General features: G+C 68.3%; 14 protein-coding genes. 1 reads left to right on the top strand and 13 read right to left on the bottom strand.

The features are described 5' to 3' along the window. Positions 1-459 precede the first annotated feature (459 nt). The 13 genes from AC1DKV_RS37645 to AC1DKV_RS37585 form a co-directional block, all read right to left on the bottom strand. Positions 460-1,344 (bottom strand): M48 family metallopeptidase, encoded by an 885-nt coding sequence (locus tag AC1DKV_RS37645; protein ID WP_477139430.1) that lies wholly within the window; start codon positions 1,342-1,344, stop codon positions 460-462. Further along, the gene (locus tag AC1DKV_RS37640) at positions 1,341-2,093 is read right to left on the bottom strand and encodes a lysophospholipid acyltransferase family protein (protein ID WP_477139429.1); all 753 of its coding nucleotides are present in this window, start codon (positions 2,091-2,093) and stop codon (positions 1,341-1,343) included. The genes AC1DKV_RS37645 and AC1DKV_RS37640 overlap by 4 nt, the downstream gene beginning before the upstream one ends. Positions 2,094-2,110: 17 nt before the next feature. Next, a complete protein-coding gene (gene gmhB, locus AC1DKV_RS37635) occupies positions 2,111-2,689 on the bottom strand; it encodes a D-glycero-beta-D-manno-heptose 1,7-bisphosphate 7-phosphatase (RefSeq protein ID WP_477139428.1) in 579 nt (192 codons plus the stop codon). Between the two features lie 27 nt (positions 2,690-2,716). Next, the gene (gene glyS / locus AC1DKV_RS37630) at positions 2,717-4,849 is read right to left on the bottom strand and encodes a glycine--tRNA ligase subunit beta (RefSeq protein WP_477139427.1); all 2,133 of its coding nucleotides are present in this window, start codon (positions 4,847-4,849) and stop codon (positions 2,717-2,719) included. A 36-nt stretch (positions 4,850-4,885) separates the two neighbouring features. Beyond that, positions 4,886-5,533: a hypothetical protein gene (locus AC1DKV_RS37625; protein ID WP_477139426.1), complete on the bottom strand. Its 648-nt coding sequence runs from the start codon at positions 5,531-5,533 to the stop codon at positions 4,886-4,888. Further along, positions 5,530-6,489 carry a glycine--tRNA ligase subunit alpha gene (glyQ, locus tag AC1DKV_RS37620; protein ID WP_477139425.1) on the bottom strand — a complete coding sequence of 320 codons (960 nt, stop codon included), beginning with the start codon at positions 6,487-6,489 and terminating at the stop codon, positions 5,530-5,532. Before glyQ ends, AC1DKV_RS37625 begins: the two co-directional genes overlap by 4 nt. Before the next feature lie 455 nt (positions 6,490-6,944). Then, a complete protein-coding gene (lnt, locus tag AC1DKV_RS37615) occupies positions 6,945-8,534 on the bottom strand; it encodes an apolipoprotein N-acyltransferase (protein ID WP_477139424.1) in 1,590 nt (529 codons plus the stop codon). Further along, on the bottom strand, positions 8,531-9,403 hold the full coding sequence (locus tag AC1DKV_RS37610; protein WP_477139423.1) for an HlyC/CorC family transporter: 873 nt from the start codon (positions 9,401-9,403) through the stop codon (positions 8,531-8,533). The genes lnt and AC1DKV_RS37610 overlap by 4 nt, the downstream gene beginning before the upstream one ends. 119 nt (positions 9,404-9,522) lie before the next feature. Further along, entirely contained in the window at positions 9,523-10,281 is a 759-nt protein-coding gene (ybeY, locus tag AC1DKV_RS37605) for an rRNA maturation RNase YbeY (RefSeq protein ID WP_441624124.1), read from the bottom strand. A gap of 4 nt (positions 10,282-10,285) precedes the next feature. Further along, positions 10,286-11,284, bottom strand: a complete 999-nt coding sequence (locus AC1DKV_RS37600; RefSeq protein ID WP_477139422.1) for a PhoH family protein — start codon at positions 11,282-11,284, stop codon at positions 10,286-10,288. Positions 11,285-11,349: 65 nt separating this feature from the next. After that, the gene (miaB, locus tag AC1DKV_RS37595; RefSeq protein WP_477139421.1) at positions 11,350-12,702 is read right to left on the bottom strand and encodes a tRNA (N6-isopentenyl adenosine(37)-C2)-methylthiotransferase MiaB; all 1,353 of its coding nucleotides are present in this window, start codon (positions 12,700-12,702) and stop codon (positions 11,350-11,352) included. Positions 12,703-12,795: 93 nt separating this feature from the next. Next, positions 12,796-13,170, bottom strand: coding sequence for a hypothetical protein (locus AC1DKV_RS37590; protein ID WP_477139420.1), 375 nt, complete (start codon positions 13,168-13,170; stop codon positions 12,796-12,798). Between the two features lie 121 nt (positions 13,171-13,291). Continuing rightward, positions 13,292-14,980: a ClcB-like voltage-gated chloride channel protein gene (locus AC1DKV_RS37585; RefSeq protein WP_477139419.1), complete on the bottom strand. Its 1,689-nt coding sequence runs from the start codon at positions 14,978-14,980 to the stop codon at positions 13,292-13,294. Positions 14,981-15,334: 354 nt separating this feature from the next. Between AC1DKV_RS37585 and AC1DKV_RS37580 the strand changes: the two genes are divergently transcribed. Then, positions 15,335-16,603, top strand: a 1,269-nt coding sequence (locus AC1DKV_RS37580; protein WP_477139418.1) for a DEAD/DEAH box helicase, incomplete at its 3' end; no start/stop codon positions are given.

Below are 16,603 nucleotides of genomic sequence, written 5' to 3'. Positions count from 1 at the left end.
GTGGGCGCGGTGGCTCCCGCGCGGGAGTACCCGCTGACACCCGCGCCCCGGTCCACGGGCCYACCACGAAACCACGAGGATGCTATGTCGTGGCCGCTTAAGCCGGTAACGGCAGATGGGCGGACAAGCAGTGTGTTCGCCATCATAGGTCTGACCGCGAAACCACTGCCGCCAGCAAGATCGCAGCCGCCCGCGCCGGTAACGGCAGGATGCAAGCAGAACCACGAGCCCCACGACGAAACCAGCAACACGAGAAACTCCAACGTCTCTGCCCCTGCCGGCCAGGCAGCCCGCTTTCTTTGCCTACTTTCTTTTCGGGGAAAAGAAAGTAGGTCGCTCCGGGGGAGCGAAAGCCGTTGACTTTGACTTTGACTGTGAGGTTGACGTTGACGTTGAAGCACAAGCGCCAACCACAAGACACCAGCGCATCAAACAACACCAGCCATCAACAACCCCATCTCAAAAAGTCGGCAACAACTCCGGCGGATGCGCCCGCAGCTGTGCCCTGGCATCCCGGAACTCAGGAAAGATCGATGCCACCGTATCCCAGAACCTTGGACTGTGGTTCATCTCCTTGAGATGCGCCAGCTCATGCGCAGCCACGTAGTCGATCATCGACAGCGGGAAATGCATCAGCCGCCAGTTCAGGCGGATCTTGCCGTCGGCGGTGCAGCTGCCCCAGCGCGTGGCGGCGGAGGTCAGGGCGAAGGCGTTGTGGCGCACGCCGAGCTTGTTGGCGTAGATATCCAGGCGCTGTGCCAGCAGGCGCCTGGCCTGGCCTTGCAGCCAGCCCTGCACGCGATCCTTGATCTGCTGCTCGTCGGCGTTGGCCGGCAGCGCCAGGTGCAGCGTGCGGGTGTCGGCGTCGAACACCAGGACGCCGGCGGGCGATTCGAGCTTCAGCGTGATGGGCTGGCCCAGGAAGGGCAGGCTGGCGCCTTCGCGCCATTGCACGGTAGGCAGCACGCGGCGGGCTTCGCGGTGCTGCCATTCGCCCAGCTTGTTGAAGATMCAGCGCTGCTTTTCGAAGATGGCGGATTCGATGTCGGCCAGGGTTACCCAGCGTGGCGCGGTGATGGACAGGCCGCGGTCGTCCACGGTGAAGCCGATGGTCCGGTGCGAAKAGCGCTTGAGCGTGTAGTGCACGCTGCGTTCGCCGACCTGCAGGCGGCGAGCGTTGGGTTGCGGCAGCGGCCAGGGCTGCGCGACGGGCAAGAGGGGCTGCGCCGGCGCGAATCCCCCTGGCACCGTGCCGGGCGCCTTGTCCTCGCCGGCAAGGGCGTCGGACAACGGCAGCTCCATCTGGGAACCTGGGGCGTCGGGGGATTGGCGCAGCAATTTCATGCGGGCTCGCGGCTCCGGTAGCTCTCGGCGTCGATTCTACGCATATCTTGCTCGATMCACGCTTCAACCTCTTGATTGAGTTGATCGGCGGTCTTGTTGGCCGAGGGGATCGGCGGGCCGACCGAAACCGTGATGGTGCCCGGATATTTCAGGAACGTATTGCGCGGCCAGAGGCGGCCGGAGTTGACCGCGAGCGGCACCACCCAGGCGCCGGTCTCCACCGCGAGCCGTGCGCCACCGCTCTTGTAGCGGGTCTTTTCCAGGCCCGAGGGCGTGCGCGTGCCTTCCGGGAACATGATGATCCAGGCGCCTTCGGCCAACCGTTCGCGGCCCTGGCGCACGGCCGAGGCAAACGCGCGGGTGCCTTCCTTGCGGTTGATATGCACCATCTTGAGCATGCCGAGGGCCCAGCCGAAGAAGGGCACCATCAGCAGTTCGCGCTTGAACACGAAGCACATCGGCTTGGGCATGGTGGCCACGTAGGCCACGGTTTCCCAGGCCGACTGGTGCTTGGACAGCACTACCACCGGCTTGTCGAGCACGCTGTCGAAGTTCTCGTAGCCTTCGAAGCGGTAGCGGATGCCGCAGATCAGCGCCGCCGCGCCGATCACCAGCCGCGGCCAGCCGCGTACGAAGGCGTAGCGGCGGTTGGCGCTCATGAACGGGAAGGCGATGAAGCACGCGCAGGCGTAAGGCGGCGTCAATACCAGCAGGTACAGCGCGAACAGCAGGGAACGAAGAAAGATCATTGGCGCAGTAAGGGGGGTCAGGAGGCGGCCAGGCGCGGAGCGCCGTCACCGGTGAGCAGCCAGCGCGCGAAGGCGCGCAGGTCATCGTGGACCAGCGTGCCCGCCGGCAGGCCGCCCTTCTCGAAGGTCTTGGCGCCCTTGCCGGTCAGCACCAGGTGCGGAGCGCAGGCCATCGCCACGCCGGCTTGGAGGTCGCGCAGCGAATCGCCCACCAGCGGCACGCCCTTGAGCTCGATGCCGAAGCGGTCCGACAGCTCTTCGAGCATGCCGGGCTTGGGCTTGCGGCAGTCGCAGCCGTCCGCCGCGGTATGCGGGCAGAAGAAGACCGCATCGACGCGCCCGCCGAGATTGGCCAGCGCCTTGTGCATCTTCTCGTGCATGGCGTTGAGCGCGCTCATCTCGAACAGGCCGCGGCCGATGCCGRACTGGTTGCTGACGATCACCACGCGATGGCCGGCCTGGTTGAGCGAGGCGATCGCTTCCAGGCTGCCGTCGATGGCGATCCATTCGTCCGGTGTCTTGATGAACTGGTCGCTGTCGAGGTTGACCACCCCGTCGCGGTCCAGGATGACAAGCTTGGGCGGTGTCTGCGGCATGATGGCCTCCGGGTATGGTGCCGCCGCTTACGCGGCGAGCTTGGAGATGTCGGCCACGCGGTTGGCCAGCACGTGCAGCGAGGCCAGCAATGCCAGCCGGTTGGCGCGCAGCTGCGCATCCTCGGCCATCACCATGACGTCGTTGAAGAAGCGGTCCACTGCGTCGCGCAGCTGCGCCAGGTCKCGCAGCGCGGCGGCGAAGTCGCCGCTGGCGAAGGCGGCTTCCACCTGCGGGCGCACGCTTTCCACGGCGCCGTGCAGCGCGCTTTCGGCGGCTTCCTGCAGCAGCGCCGGCTGCACCTGGCCCACGGGATCGGTGTTCTTGCGCAGGATGTTGGTGATGCGCTTGTTGGCCGCGGCCAGGGCTTCGGCCTCGGGCAGGGCGGCGAAGGTGCGCACGGCTTCCAGGCGCGCCAGGATGTCGTCCAGGCGCTGCGGGCGCTGGCTTACCACCGCTTCGACTTCATTGCTGGTGTAGCCCTTGTCCTTCAGGTAGCCGCGCAGGCGGTCGTAGAGGAAGTCGGCGATGGCGTCCTGCGCCGGCTTGACCGCGGCGATGCCGGCGAAGGACTGCTGTGCGATCTGCAGCAGCGCGTCCACCGACAGCGGCAGCGGCGTCTCCACCAGCATGCGCAGGATGCCCAGCGCATGGCGGCGCAKCGCGAACGGGTCCTTCTCGCCGGTGGGCGACAGGCCGATGCCCCAGATGCCGACCAGCGTCTCGAGCTTGTCGGCCAGTGCCACGGCCAGGCTCACCGCGCCCGCGGGCAGCGCATCGCCGGCAAAGCGCGGGCGATAGTGCTCGGAGCAGGCCAGCGCCACTTCTTCAGCCTCGCTGTCGTGGCGCGCGTAGTAGGTGCCCATGGTGCCCTGCAGCTCGGGGAAYTCGCCSACCATGTCGGTCAGCAGGTCGGCCTTGGCCAGYTCGGCGCCGCGCATGGCGGCSGCCTTGTCGACGGCGAGGCCCGCCGCGGCCATGGCATCGGCGATATGGCCGGCAATCTGCTGCAGGCGCTGCACGCGGTCGAGCTGCGTGCCGATCTTGTTGTGGTAGACCACGCTGCCCAGTTGCGGCACGCGCGAGGCCAGGGTCTTCTTGCGGTCCTGGTCGAAGAAGAACTTGGCGTCCGCCAGGCGCGGGCGCACCACGCGCTCGTTGCMGGTGATGATGGACTGCGGCGTGTCGGTGGCMAGGTTGGAGACGATCAGGAAGCGATTGCGCAGGTGGCCGGCGGCGTCGGTCAGGGCGAAGTACTTCTGGTTGGTCTGCATGGTCAGGATCAGGCATTCCTGCGGGACTTCGAGGAAGGCCTCCTCGAAGTGGCAGGGATAGACCACGGGCCATTCGACCAGCGAGTTGACCTCGTCGAGCAGGGCGTCGGGCATGATGACCTGGTMGGCGCCGGCCTGCTCCAGCAGCGTGGTGCGGATGCGCTCGCGGCGCCCGGCGTAGCTGGCCAGCACGCGGCCCTTCGATTCCAGCACGGCGGCGTATTCGCCGGCATGGGCGATCTCGATCTCGCCGTCCGACAGGAAGCGGTGGCCCAGCGTGGTCCGGCCTGCCTGCAGCCCCAGCGCGCTCACCGGCACCACTTCGGCGCCGAGCAGGGCGATCAGGCGGTGCGCGGGGCGCACGAAGTTCACGGTGCTGCCGTCCGGGCGCTGGTAGCTCATCACCTTGGGGATGGGCAGGCGGGCGATGGTGTCGTCGAGCGCGGCCTGCAGGCCTGCCACCAGTTCCGCGCCGCGCGCGGTGTAGCGGTAGAACAAGGCGTCCGCCTTGCCGTCGGAGGCGCGCTCCAGGCCCTGCCAGTCGATCGACTCGACGCCCACCGACTTGGCCAGCGCGGCCAGCTTCTTGGCCAGCGGGGCGGTCGGCTCGCCATTGGCGTCGAGCGCCACGGACAGCGGCAGCACCTTCTCGCGCTGCTCGCGGTCGGGCGCGTTGCGGCGCACGCGGGTCACCTGCGCGGCCAGGCGGCGCGGCGTGGCGAACGCGGTGACGGCGGCGCCGTCATCGAGCAGGCCTTGGCCCGAAAGGCCCGCGAACAGGCCCTGCGCGAAGGCGTCGCCCAGTCGCGCCAGCGCCTTGGGCGGCAGCTCTTCGGTGAACAGCTCGATCAGCAGCGTATCGTTCGAATCGGTCAGGAGTTGCGACATGAATCGTTTCCAGCAAGTTGGGGCACGCGCTGCGCGTCAGCAGCGCGGTGCGGTAGTGGGTTCTACGCCGGACAGCAGCCACAGGCCGTTCTGCTGGCGGAATTGCAGCGTGGTCGCCACGCACTCAGTGTCTGCGCCGGCGGCGCTGCTGCCGCGTGCGCCAGGCGCGCCGGGAGCGGGACGCGGCGCGAAGAAGCGCGCATCGAGCCGGCGCAGGCGCTTGTCGTAGCGGATCTCGTCGATGCGGCCGCTGACCCAGAAATCGATCCTGGGCGGCAGCTGCGCCGCCGAGTAGTAGGTCTTGATCTGGCGCCGCACCCGGCCGTTGACGGTTTCGGTCTCGGTCCAGGTCAGCGGGTAGCGGATTGCGCTCTCGTAGGCGCGCAACGGCACGCGGTGCCAGCCCAGGTCCTTGGAGCCCGACAGGTCGCACGAGAACGTGCGCACCAGCTGGGTCCACTGGTCCAGCGAGTTGTTGGGGCCGAACGCACCATGCCAGTGCCGGTCGATGGCCTGTTGCAGCGCCTGCGGATTGGCCTCGCACACATTGGACAGGTCGKCCKGCAGGTACAGCACCTGCGGGCTGGGCACGGGCACGGCGGCCCTGKCGGCGCCATGCGCGGCCAGGGCCAGCACCGCCAGGGCAGCGCCCCGGCGCAAGGCKCCGCGCGCGGCGCGCGTCATGCGGCAGCCTCGCGCTCGCACATCGGGAAGCCGAGCGCCTCGCGCGATTCGTAATAGGCCTGTGCGACCGAGCGCGACAGGTTGCGGATGCGACCGATGTAGGCGGCGCGCTCGGTGACCGAGATCGCGCCGCGCGCGTCCAGCAGGTTGAAGGTATGCGCGGCCTTGAGCAGCTGCTCGTAGGCCGGCAGCGGCAGGCGCTTGGCGGCCTGCGCGGCGGCGTCTTCCGATGCCTCCTGCTGCCCCTCGACGGTACCCATCAGGCGCTTGGCTTCCGCCTCGTGCTCCGAGAAGTGACGGAACAGGATTTCCGCGTTGCTCTGCTCGAAGTTGTAGGTGGACTGCTCCACTTCGTTCTGGTGGTACACGTCGCCGTAGGTCAGGCGGCGCGTCTTGCCGTTCTCTTCCCACTCGGTCCAGACCAGGTCATAGACGTTCTCGACCTTCTGCAGGTACATCGCCAGGCGCTCGATACCGTAGGTGATCTCGCCGGTGATGGGCTTGCAGTCGATGCCGCCGACCTGCTGGAAGTAGGTGAACTGCGTCACTTCCATGCCATTGAGCCAGACTTCCCAGCCCAGGCCCCAGGCGCCGAGCGTGGGGTTTTCCCAGTCGTCCTCGACAAAGCGGATGTCGTTCTGCTTGAGATCCAGGCCCAGCGCTTCCAGCGAGCCCAGGTACAGCTCCAGGATGTTSYYGGGCGCSGGCTTGAGCACCACCTGGTACTGGTAGTAGTGCTGCAGGCGGTTGGGATTCTCGCCGTAGCGCCCGTCCTTGGGGCGGCGCGACGGCTGCACATAGGCCGCGCGCCAGGGCTCGGGGCCGATTGCGCGCAGGAAGGTGTGCACGTGCGACGTGCCGGCGCCGACCTCCAGATCGATGGGTTGCAGGAGTGCGCAGCCCTGCCRGTCCCAGTAGGCCTGCAGGGTGAGGATCATTTGTTGGAAGGTCAGCATAGGCGAAGACGACGAAGACGAGTAAGGGCCCGCATGTGGTGCTCGATCACGCAGGGCCGGCAGGCAAGGGCGGAGGCCCGGCGGCAAAGCCGCCATGGCGACTCACGGGAATCGTGCCAAACCCTGAATTCTATCGGTTTTTTTTGCCCCGCCCGCCATCGGCACGGCCCTTGCATGTCTCGCGGCACCGGCGCAGCGCTGCGAGGCCGCGAGCGGGTGTCGGTGTTTCGCAACGAATCGGGTAAACACCGAAGCCTCCTAAAGGCCTGGCCGATACTTGTCGTTAGCGTTTTTGTATACAGTATTAGGTAGAGCTGTGCATAACAGCCGAACCGTCCGAATCAATCTATACGGGGGACACCGGTCATGTCGCTTCTTTCTCGCAAGCCCTATATCGTCGCCATCGCCGTGATGATCGCCGCCGCGCTGCTGTCTGCGGTGGCTGGCGTAGCGGCCTAGCCGCGCGCGCGCCGCCGCCAGGCGGCGGCCACCAGCACCAGCAGGCAGCAGGCCAGAGCGGGCACGTTGCCCCAGCGCACGAAGGGGGTGAGTCCCTGCGTGCCCTGCACCGTGGCCGCCAGCGTGCCGACCGTGAAGGTGGGCAGGCGTTCGCTCACCGTGCCATCCGGCCTCACCACGGCGGTCATGCCGGTATTGGTCRCGCGCAGCATCGGCCGGCGCGTTTCAAGTGCGCGCATGCGMGAGATCTGCAGATGCTGGTCCAGCGCGACGGTGTCGCCGAACCAGGCCAGGTTGGTGACGTTGGCCAGGATATTGGCCGGCACCGGCTGGCTGCGCAGGGTTTCGGCGATTTCCTCGCCGAACAGATCCTCGTAGCAGATATTGGGTGCCACCATGATGCCGCGCACCGGCAGCGGCGCCTGGTCCAGTCCGCCGCGGCGGAAATCCCCCAGCGGCATCTTCATCATGTTGACGAACCAGTGGAAGCCGAACGGGATGAACTCGCCGAACGGCACCAGGTGGTGCTTGTTGTAGCGGTAGAGCTGCTTGGTCAGCGGGCCCAGGCCGAACACACTGTTGGTGAAGTCGATCGGCGAATCCGCGCCTGCCGCGCCGAACAGCACGGTGGTGCCGCTGGCGGCGCTGAAATCGCGCAGCGCGATGGCAATGTCTACMGGCAGGTCCTGCAGGATCACCGGGAAGGCTGTCTCCGGCGTGACCACCAGGTCGGCCGGAGCCGCCGTGATGAGGTCGCGGTATAGCTCGATCGAGCGCTGCACGCCGACCGCTTCGAACTTGATGTCCTGCGCCACATTGCCTTGCAGCAGCCGCACCGAGACGGGCTTGCCGGCGGGCGTGGTCCAGGCCACCGGCGCCAGCGCCGCGCCAGCCAGGGGCAGGGCAAATGCGATCGCCAGGGCGATCAGGCCGTTGCGCCGGCTTCCGCGGCCCGMCCCGCGGCCGAAGCCGCGCACCGCCGCCACCAGCAGGGCGGCCACGGCCGCGGCCAGCGCACCGATGCCGTACACGCCCACCAGCGGCGCAAAGCCGGCCAGCGGGCCATCGCTGTGGGCGTAGCCGCTCGACAGCCACGGGAAGCCGGTAAAGATCACGCCGCKCAGCCATTCCGACAAGCCCCACGCCGCGCCGAAAGCCAGCGCGAGCCCCGGCGTGGACGACGAGCGCCGGCGTGCGCCCAGCCAGTGCCAGGCAGCGGCAGCCAGTGCCGGGTAGAGCGATAGAAAGGCGGCGAACAGCAGGACGGCCAGGATCGCCATCCAGGCCGGCATCTCGCCATAGACGTGCATGCTGATATAGAGCCACCACACGCCGGACAGGAACCAGCCCAGGCCGAAGGCGTAGGCGGTGGCGGCGGCGCTGCGCGCGCGCGGCGCGTCGGCGACCAGCGCTACCAGCCCGGCCAGCGACAGCAATTGAAGCCACCACCAGGTGTGCGGCGCGTAGGCCTGGGTATGGGCCACGCCGAGCATGGCGGCAAGCAGCAGGCGCGGCAGGCTGGCGCCGCGCGCGTCGTCGCGGCCGGCGCTTGCCGCGCCGGCATCGGTTGCGAACAGGCGCCTCATGCGCCGTCCACTTCAGGCGGGGCGAGGGCCGCTTCGCGGCGTACCAGCAGCAGGTGCGCCTGGCGGGCGTCGGCGCGCAGCACCTCGAAGCGGATCGGCGGCAACACCACCACCTCGCCGCGATGCGGCACATGGCCGAGGTGATTGCTCAGCAGGCCGCCCACGGTGTMCACGTCCTGGTCGGAGAAATGGGTGCCGAAGGTCTCGTTGAACTGCTCGATCTCGGTCAGGCCGTGCACGCGCCAGCCGCCGTCGGGCAGCTGCACGATGTTGTCGTGGTCCTCGTCGAGGTCGAATTCGTCCTCGATGTCGCCCACGATCTGCTCCAGCACGTCCTCGATGGTGACCAGGCCGGCGACACCGCCGTATTCGTCCACCACCATGGCGATGTGGTTGCGGTTGATGCGGAACTCGCGCAGCAGGATATTGAGGCGCTTCGATTCGGGAATGAAGACCGCCGGGCGCAGGGTCTCGCGCAGGTCGAATTCGTCGTCCGTGTAATAGCGCAGCAGATCCTTGGCCAGCAGGATGCCGATGACGTTGTCGCGGCTGCCTTCGTAGACGGGGAAGCGCGAGTGCGCTGTCTGCCGCATGAAGGGGATGAAGCTCTCCGGCGCATCGGCGATATTGACCATGTCCATCTGGCCGCGCGGCACCATGATGTCGCGCGCGGTCAGCTCGGAGACCTGGAATACGCCCTCGATCATGGAGAGCGAGTCGGCGTCGATCAGGTTGCGGGCGTGTGCGTCCTGCAGCACCGCCAGCAGTTCAACACGGGAATCGGGCTCGGGCGAAATGAAATCCGAAAGCCGTTCGAGCAGGGATCGGGGTCGGTCGGCTGGCTTCGAACTGGGATAAGGGTCGTTCATGGCGCGGCTAGCGCGTGGTGGAGATCRCTCAAAGGATACACCAAAAGAGTTTGCGTTCCGTGACAGCGCAAGGCCGCGCGACGCAGGCATCGCACCGCGCGGCCATGGGCGGGAGGGGCTCAGGCGCCCTTGCCGTGTGCCAGGTAGGGGTCGGCGAAACCGAGCGCCTGAAGCGTCTCGGTCTCGATCGCTTCCATCTCCTCGGCCTCGGCGTCGTCCTCGTGCTCGTAGCCCTGGGCGTGCAGCACGCCATGGACGATGAGATGGGCATAGTGCGCTTCGAGCGACTTCTTCTGCTCGCGTGCTTCCTGCTCCACCACCGGGCAGCACAGCACGATATCGCCGCTGACCGGGTCGGACTCGTGCTCGGCGTAGGCGAAGGTCAGCACATTGGTGGCGTAGTCCTTGCCGCGGTAGCTGCGGTTCAGGCCGCGGCCTTCTTCTTCGCCGACGAAGCGGATGGTCAGGGCGGCGTCGGCATAGAGCGCCGATTTCACCCAGGTCTGCACCTTGCGCTGCGTGGGCAGGCCGCGGCGGCCCTTGATGCCGTCGCCGTACTGCAGCGCCAGTTCCAGCCCGGGCGGCGTGGCGGGCGTGCCGGTGGTGGTGACCACGGGCGTGGCGGTGACAGCCACCGACAGCGCGTCATGGTTGTCCGGGCGCACCAGCAGGCCGGCCTGCTGGCGGTCGTCGGTGTGTTCGGCGAGCAGCGCGAGCACGCCGTCGGCGGCCTGCGAGAGGTCCACGGTGATGCTGCGGCCGTCGGGCAGCTGCACGCGCACGGCGTGGGCCTGCGCCTTGCGCGCGCGCCCGTCGGCGTCGAACAGGATCAGGCTGGCGGGGGCGCTCTTGGCGCTGGTGTTGGTGTTGGCGGTCATTCGGTCAGGCATCCCTGTGCTGGGCATGGTATTCGTCATAGGCATCCACGATGCGCGCCACCAGCGGATGGCGCACCACGTCGATGCTGGTAAAGCGGGTCATGGCGACGCCGCGCACGTCGCGCAGCACATGCTGCGCCTCCACCAGGCCGCTCTTCTGGCCGCGCGGCAGGTCGATCTGCGTGGTGTCGCCGGTGATCACGGCCTTGGCGCCGAAGCCGATCCGCGTCAGGAACATCTTCATCTGCTCCGGCGTGGTGTTCTGGGCTTCGTCCAGGATGATGAAGGCGTGGTTGAGCGTGCGCCCGCGCATRTAGGCCAGCGGCGCGAYYTCGATCATCTGSCGCTCGAACATYTTCTGCGTGCGRTCGWARCCGAGCAGGTCGTACAGSGCGTCGTAGAGGGGGCGCAGATAGGGGTCGACCTTCTGCGCCAGGTCGCCCGGCAGGAAGCCCAGCCGCTCGCCGGCCTCCACCGCGGGGCGGGTCAGCACGATGCGCTTGACCGCGTCGCGCTCGAGCGCGTCCACGGCGCAGGCCACCGCCAGGTAGGTCTTGCCGGTGCCGGCCGGGCCGATGCCCAGGGTCAGGTCGTGGCCGAGGATATTGCGCAGGTAGTCGCGCTGCATCGGCGTGCGGCCCTGCAGCCCGGTGCGGCGCGTGTGCAGCACCGGCGAGTTGTCCTCGCCGGGATCGGCTTCGGCGGCGTCGCCGCCGTCCGGCACGTAGGCGCCGTGCGCGGCCGACTGGCGCGCCTCCACCAGGCCGAGCTGCACGTCGTCGATCGACAGCGTGCTGCGGGCCTGGTTATAGAAGCGCTCGAGCGCCGCCGCGGCTTCGCGCGCGTAAGTGCCACGCACCGTCATGCGGTGGCCGCGGCGCTGGATGGTGACGTCCATTGCCTGCTCGATCTGGCGCAGGTTTTCGTCCAGCGGCCCGCACAGGTTCTGCAGGCGGGTGTTGTCGTCCTTGGGGGCGACGAATTCTGCTGATGGGATCTTCATCTGGGAGCGGGGCTTCCGATCGGGGTTTCTTGTTGTCGTTCCGGTCTGCGCCGGCCGGTCTCGGCCTACTGGCGCACCACKATCTCGCCGCGCAGCGAATGCGGGAAGGCCTCGGTGATCGCCACCTCCACCATCTCGCCCACCAGGCGGTCGCGGCTGGCCTGCGGCACGCCGGGCAGCGCGAAGTTCACCACGCGGTTGTTCTCGGTGCGGCCGTGCAGCTCGGTGGGGTCCTTGCGCGCCGGGCCTTCGACCAGGATGCGCTGCACCGAGCCGACCATGCCGCGGCTGATGCGCTGCACGTTTTCTTCGATGGTGGCCTGCAGGTGCTGCAGGCGCCTGAGCTTGACCTCGTGCGGCGTGTCGTCCGACAGGTTGGCCGCCGGCGTGCCGGGGCGCGGGCTGAAGATGAAGGAGAACGAGGTGTCGTAGCCGATCTCCTCGATCATCGCCATCAGCTTGTCGAAGTCCGCGTCGGTCTCGCCGGGGAAGCCGACGATGAAGTCCGACGACAGCGACATGTCGGGGCGGATCGCGCGCAACTTGCGGATGATGCTMTTGTATTCCAGCACGCTGTAGCCGCGCTTCATCGCCATCAGGATGCGGTCCGACGCATGCTGCACCGGCAGGTGCAGGTGATTGACCAGCTTAGGGCAGCGCTCGTACATCTCGATCAGGCGCGAAGTGAATTCCTTCGGGTGGCTGGTGGTGTAGCGGATGCGCTCGATGCCGGGGATCTCGGCCACGTACTCGATCAGCAGCGCGAAGTCGGCGATCTCGCTGGTGCCGCCCATGGCGCCGCGGTAGGCGTTGACGTTCTGGCCCAGCAGCGTGACCTCGCGCACGCCTTGTTCGGCCAGGCCGGCGATCTCCGCCAGCACGTCTTCGAACGGGCGCGAGACTTCCTCGCCTCGGGTGTAGGGCACCACGCAGTAGCTGCAGTACTTGGAGCAGCCTTCCATGATCGAGACGAAGGCGCTCGGGCCGTCGACGCGCGCCGGCGGCAGGTAGTMGAATTTCTCGATCTCGGGGAAGGAGATGTCCACMTGCGAGCGGCCGGTCTGGCGGCGGCGGCTGATCATGTCGGGCAGGCGGTGCAGCGTTTGCGGGCCGAACACCACGTCCACGTAGGGCGCGCGCTGCACGATGGCAGCGCCTTCCTGGCTGGCCACGCAGCCGCCCACGCCGATCACCAGCTCGGGCTTGAGCGCCTTGAGCGCMTTCATGCGGCCCAGTTCGGAGAACACTTTCTCCTGTGCCTTCTCGCGCACCGAGCAGGTGTTGAAGAGGATCACGTCCGCGTCCTCGGGGTTGTCGGTCTTCTCCAGGCCTTCGGTGGCATGGAGCACGTCCACCATCTTGTCCGAGTCGTACTCGTTCATCTGGCAGCCGTACGTTTTGACAAATACTTTCTTCATGGTGCCGGTCTCAGTGGTTTACCTGGGGKCATCAGGGTTTGGGGGGACAAATACGCCCGGCGCCACGGCTGCGCGCCGCGGCCCGGGTAGCGATCATCGCGCCGCTTTCTGTTCCAGCTCGCTCAGCACCCAGGCCGTCAGCAACTGGCCATAGAGATCGAGCTTGAAGCGTACCGGCAGCTTCTGGCCGGCCACGGAGCCGATCGTCAGCAACTGGTTGTCGGTGCCGAACAACCGCAGCCCGGGCGCCACGCCCACGGTCTTGCCGTCGAGCGTGGCCGTCTGCGGCGCCGCCGGCGACGGCGCGGCCATCACCAGCCTGGCCTTGCCCGCGTCCGCGGGAATCACCCGCAGCGGCGCTTGCGCCTGCGCGCCTGCCGGCAGCAGGACGGCGCCCGCGGCGAGCGAAGCGGCAAGCAGGCAGGMACGGACGAACAGGGCAGGGCGCGCGGCACGGTTGGCTGGCATGGAGGCTCCGGCGTGGGGTTCGGGAACTGGGTTCGGAAAACGCTGGGACGCCTCGGAAAGCGCGGCGTAACCCACCATTCTACCGCGCTCGCGGGGCCTCCCGCGCTGCGCGCATGCCGGGCTAGAAAAGGCTGGATGCCTCTTGCAGCACACGTTGCTTGGACACGGTGCCCATCAGTTCCCGCCCGGCCACATCGCGGATCAGCGGGATCCGATTGAGCGCGTGATGGGTGAACAGTTGCAAGGCGTCGGGCAGGTGCGATTCGGGCGTCAGCKTGGGGAAGTCGCGCTCGCACAATCCCAGCAGCGCCGCCCCGGGCTGCTMGCGCAGCGCGCGCTGCACGGCGTGGATCGACAGCGCCCCGAGCAGGCGGCCATCGGGGCAGACCAGGTAGAGATAGCGCGTGCCGGTCTCGGCGAACTTGTCGCTGGCCTGCCCGAGCGTGGCGTCGGGGCCGATGGTGGTGTCGGTGGGATCGCACAGCCCGGCCAGCGTCAGCGCCCGCGCGCGCTCGGCCGCGGCCGAGGCTTGCGTACGCTCGGCCACCACACTATAGAGGGACAGCGTCTGGCAGCGCGAAGCCGTGTAGTAAGCCGCCGCCGCGCCGATCATGCCGGGCAGCAGCAGCGCCGGCGCCAGCGTCATCTCGAACACCATCAGCACGGACATCAGCGGCGCCTGGCTGGTGGCCGCGAGGAAGGCGCACATGCCCACCAGGGGCAGCAGCGGCGCGCCGCTGCCGCCGGGCACCGCGGGCGCCAGCAACTGGCCGAGCGCCGCGCCCACGAACAGCGACGGGGTGAACACCCCGCCCACCGCGCCCGAGCCCATGCTCAGCACGGTGGCCAGCAACTTGGCCAGCAGCACGCCGGCCAGCGGCACGCTGAGCGGGTGCGCCTGCAGGATCGACTGGATGGTGTAGTAGCCGTTGCCGACCACCTCGGGCACCCAGATCGCCAGCACGCCCACCATMGCGCCACCCAGCGCGAGGCGCGGCACCAGCCCGCCGGGCAGCCGCGAGAAGGCGCCMTTGGCCATCGCCGAGGCGCGCATGAAGCCGGCGCCGGCCACCCCGGCCAGCACGCCCAGCAGCGCGGCGGCCACGAGCATCGGCGGGTGCAGCATGTCCGATGGCACCACGAGCCCGGGATAGAGCGGCTGCAGGCCACCGTGCAACTGGCTGACCACGGTGCCTGCCACCGAGGCAAGGAACAGCGGCATCAGCCGCTGCACCGCCACCGCGCCAAATACCACCTCGGCKACGAACACCGCGGCCGAKAGCGGCGTGTGGTAGACCGAGGCCAGGCCGGCCCCGGCCGCGCAGGCAGTGAGCATGCGCCGCAGGTTGGTGTCGCCGTCCGGGCCCGGGCGCGTGCGCGCCGACGGGAAKAGCGATCCGCACAGCGCCGCCAGCTGGATCATGGCGCCTTCCTTGCCCACCGAACTCCCGGTGACGATGGAGCAGAACGAAGACAGCGCCCGCAGCAGGGTGATGCGCACCGGCAGGCGTCCGGTGCCGCTGGCAACCGCCTCCATATAGTCGGAGACGCCCGGCTGGGCCGCGTTGAGCCGCGCGGCGGCGGTMAGCAGCAGGCCGGCGACCACGCCCCCGAGCGTCGGGATGACCACGCGCCAGGCCAGCGCCAGTCCCGCGAACACCGTGACGATATCGGCACGCGTGCCGAACATGACCAGGCCGCTGGCGTCCAGCGCCTCCTTGAACAGGGTGGTGACGATGGCAGCGGCGATCCCGACCGGGATGGCCGTGAAAAGCGTGACTTCCTGGTCTTCGATGAATCGKAACCGCATCGTGYCTGCATCCGGGGGCGAGGGGCCAAGCGCCGGCCTGCGCCCGTGCGCCGCGCGGCCACGGGCCAGGCCGGGCAAGGCTTGGCTGGCAGCATCATAGCGCAGCGCACGCCTCTTTTTTCCAGGGGGCCTTGCAAAGAGGCGTGCCGCGCGCAATGACGCGGTGAACTTTCTGAAACAGGTGCGGCACCTGCGCGCAAACGCCAGGCTGTTACACTAGCGGTCTTTCCTCCAAAGAAGCGGGGGCAGTCGCCTCGCTTCGCCGGTCGTGTTTCCCGGTTTTCGGTTTTCTCACTCACGTCGCCCCCGCGATTGGCGCACCACGTGCGCAAAGGGCGGCCGAAGCGTCAATTCATGTCTTTTTCCGAACTTGGCTTGTCCGACAAGCTTGTGCGTGCCGTGGCCGAACAAGGCTATACCACGCCGACCCCGATTMAAGCGCAGGCGATTCCCGCCATCCTCAAGGGAGGCGACCTGCTCGCCGGCGCGCAGACCGGCACCGGCAAGACGGCCGGTTTCACGCTGCCGCTGCTGCAACTGCTGTCCCAATCCCCGGCCAGCCGCGAGCCCGTGCGCGGTCAGCGCGCGCCGGTGCGCGCACTGGTCCTGACCCCCACCCGTGAACTGGCGGCGCAGGTCGAGGAAAGCGTGCGCAACTACGGCAAGTACGTCAAGCTGCGCTCGATGGTGATGTTCGGCGGCGTGGGCATCAACCCGCAGATCGAACAGCTCAAGCGCGGCGTCGACATCGTCGTGGCCACCCCGGGCCGCCTGCTGGATCACTTGTCCCAGCGCACCATCGATCTCTCGCACGTGGAAATGCTGGTGCTGGACGAAGCCGACCGCATGCTCGACATGGGCTTCATCCACGACATCCGCAAGATCCTGAACGTCCTGCCGCCGAAGCGCCAGAACCTGCTGTTCTCGGCCACCTTCTCGGACGAGATCCGTGGCCTGGCCGACCGCCTGCTCGACAACCCCGCCTCGATCGAGGTGGCACGCCGCAATACCACCGCGGAAACCGTCGCCCAGCGCGTCTACCCGGTGGACCGCGAGCGCAAGCGCGAACTGCTGGCCCACCTGGTGCGCGAGCACGACTGGCACCAGGTGCTGGTGTTTACGCGGACCAAGCACGGCGCCAACCGCCTGGCCGAGCAGCTSGMCAAGGAAGGCCTGTCGGCGCTGGCGATCCACGGCAACAAGAGCCAGTCCGCCCGCACGCGCGCGCTGACCGAGTTCAAGGCCGGCACGCTGCGCCTGCTGGTGGCTACCGATATCGCCGCGCGCGGGATCGACATCGACCAGCTGCCCCACGTGGTCAACTACGACCTGCCCAACGTGCCTGAAGACTATGTGCACCGGATCGGCCGTACCGGCCGCGCCGGCGCAGAGGGCGAGGCGATCTCGCTGGTGTGCGTGGACGAGGCCGCGCTGCTGCGCGATATCGAGCGCCTGATCAAGCGCCAGATCGAGAAGACCGTGCTGCCGGGCTTCGAGGTGGACCCCTCGATCCCGCCCGAGCCGATCCAGAAGGGACGGCAGGCACGCGGCCAGGGCAATGGCGGCGGCGGTGGCCGCGGCCGTGCCCCGGCTCCGGCGGGCGGCGGCCAGCCGCGCGGCGCG

Source organism: Cupriavidus sp. 05T41 (genome assembly GCF_056396525.1).
The sequence above is the reverse complement of the archived record's forward strand: the minus strand, read 5'-3'. Positions and strand labels throughout refer to the sequence as shown.

Bases quoted from the DNA above. Each gene is read 5' to 3' on its own strand.
- ybeY (WP_441624124.1), bottom strand. From the start codon at position 10,281: ATGACCGCCAACACCAACACCAGCGCCAAGAGCGCCCCCGCCAGCCTG.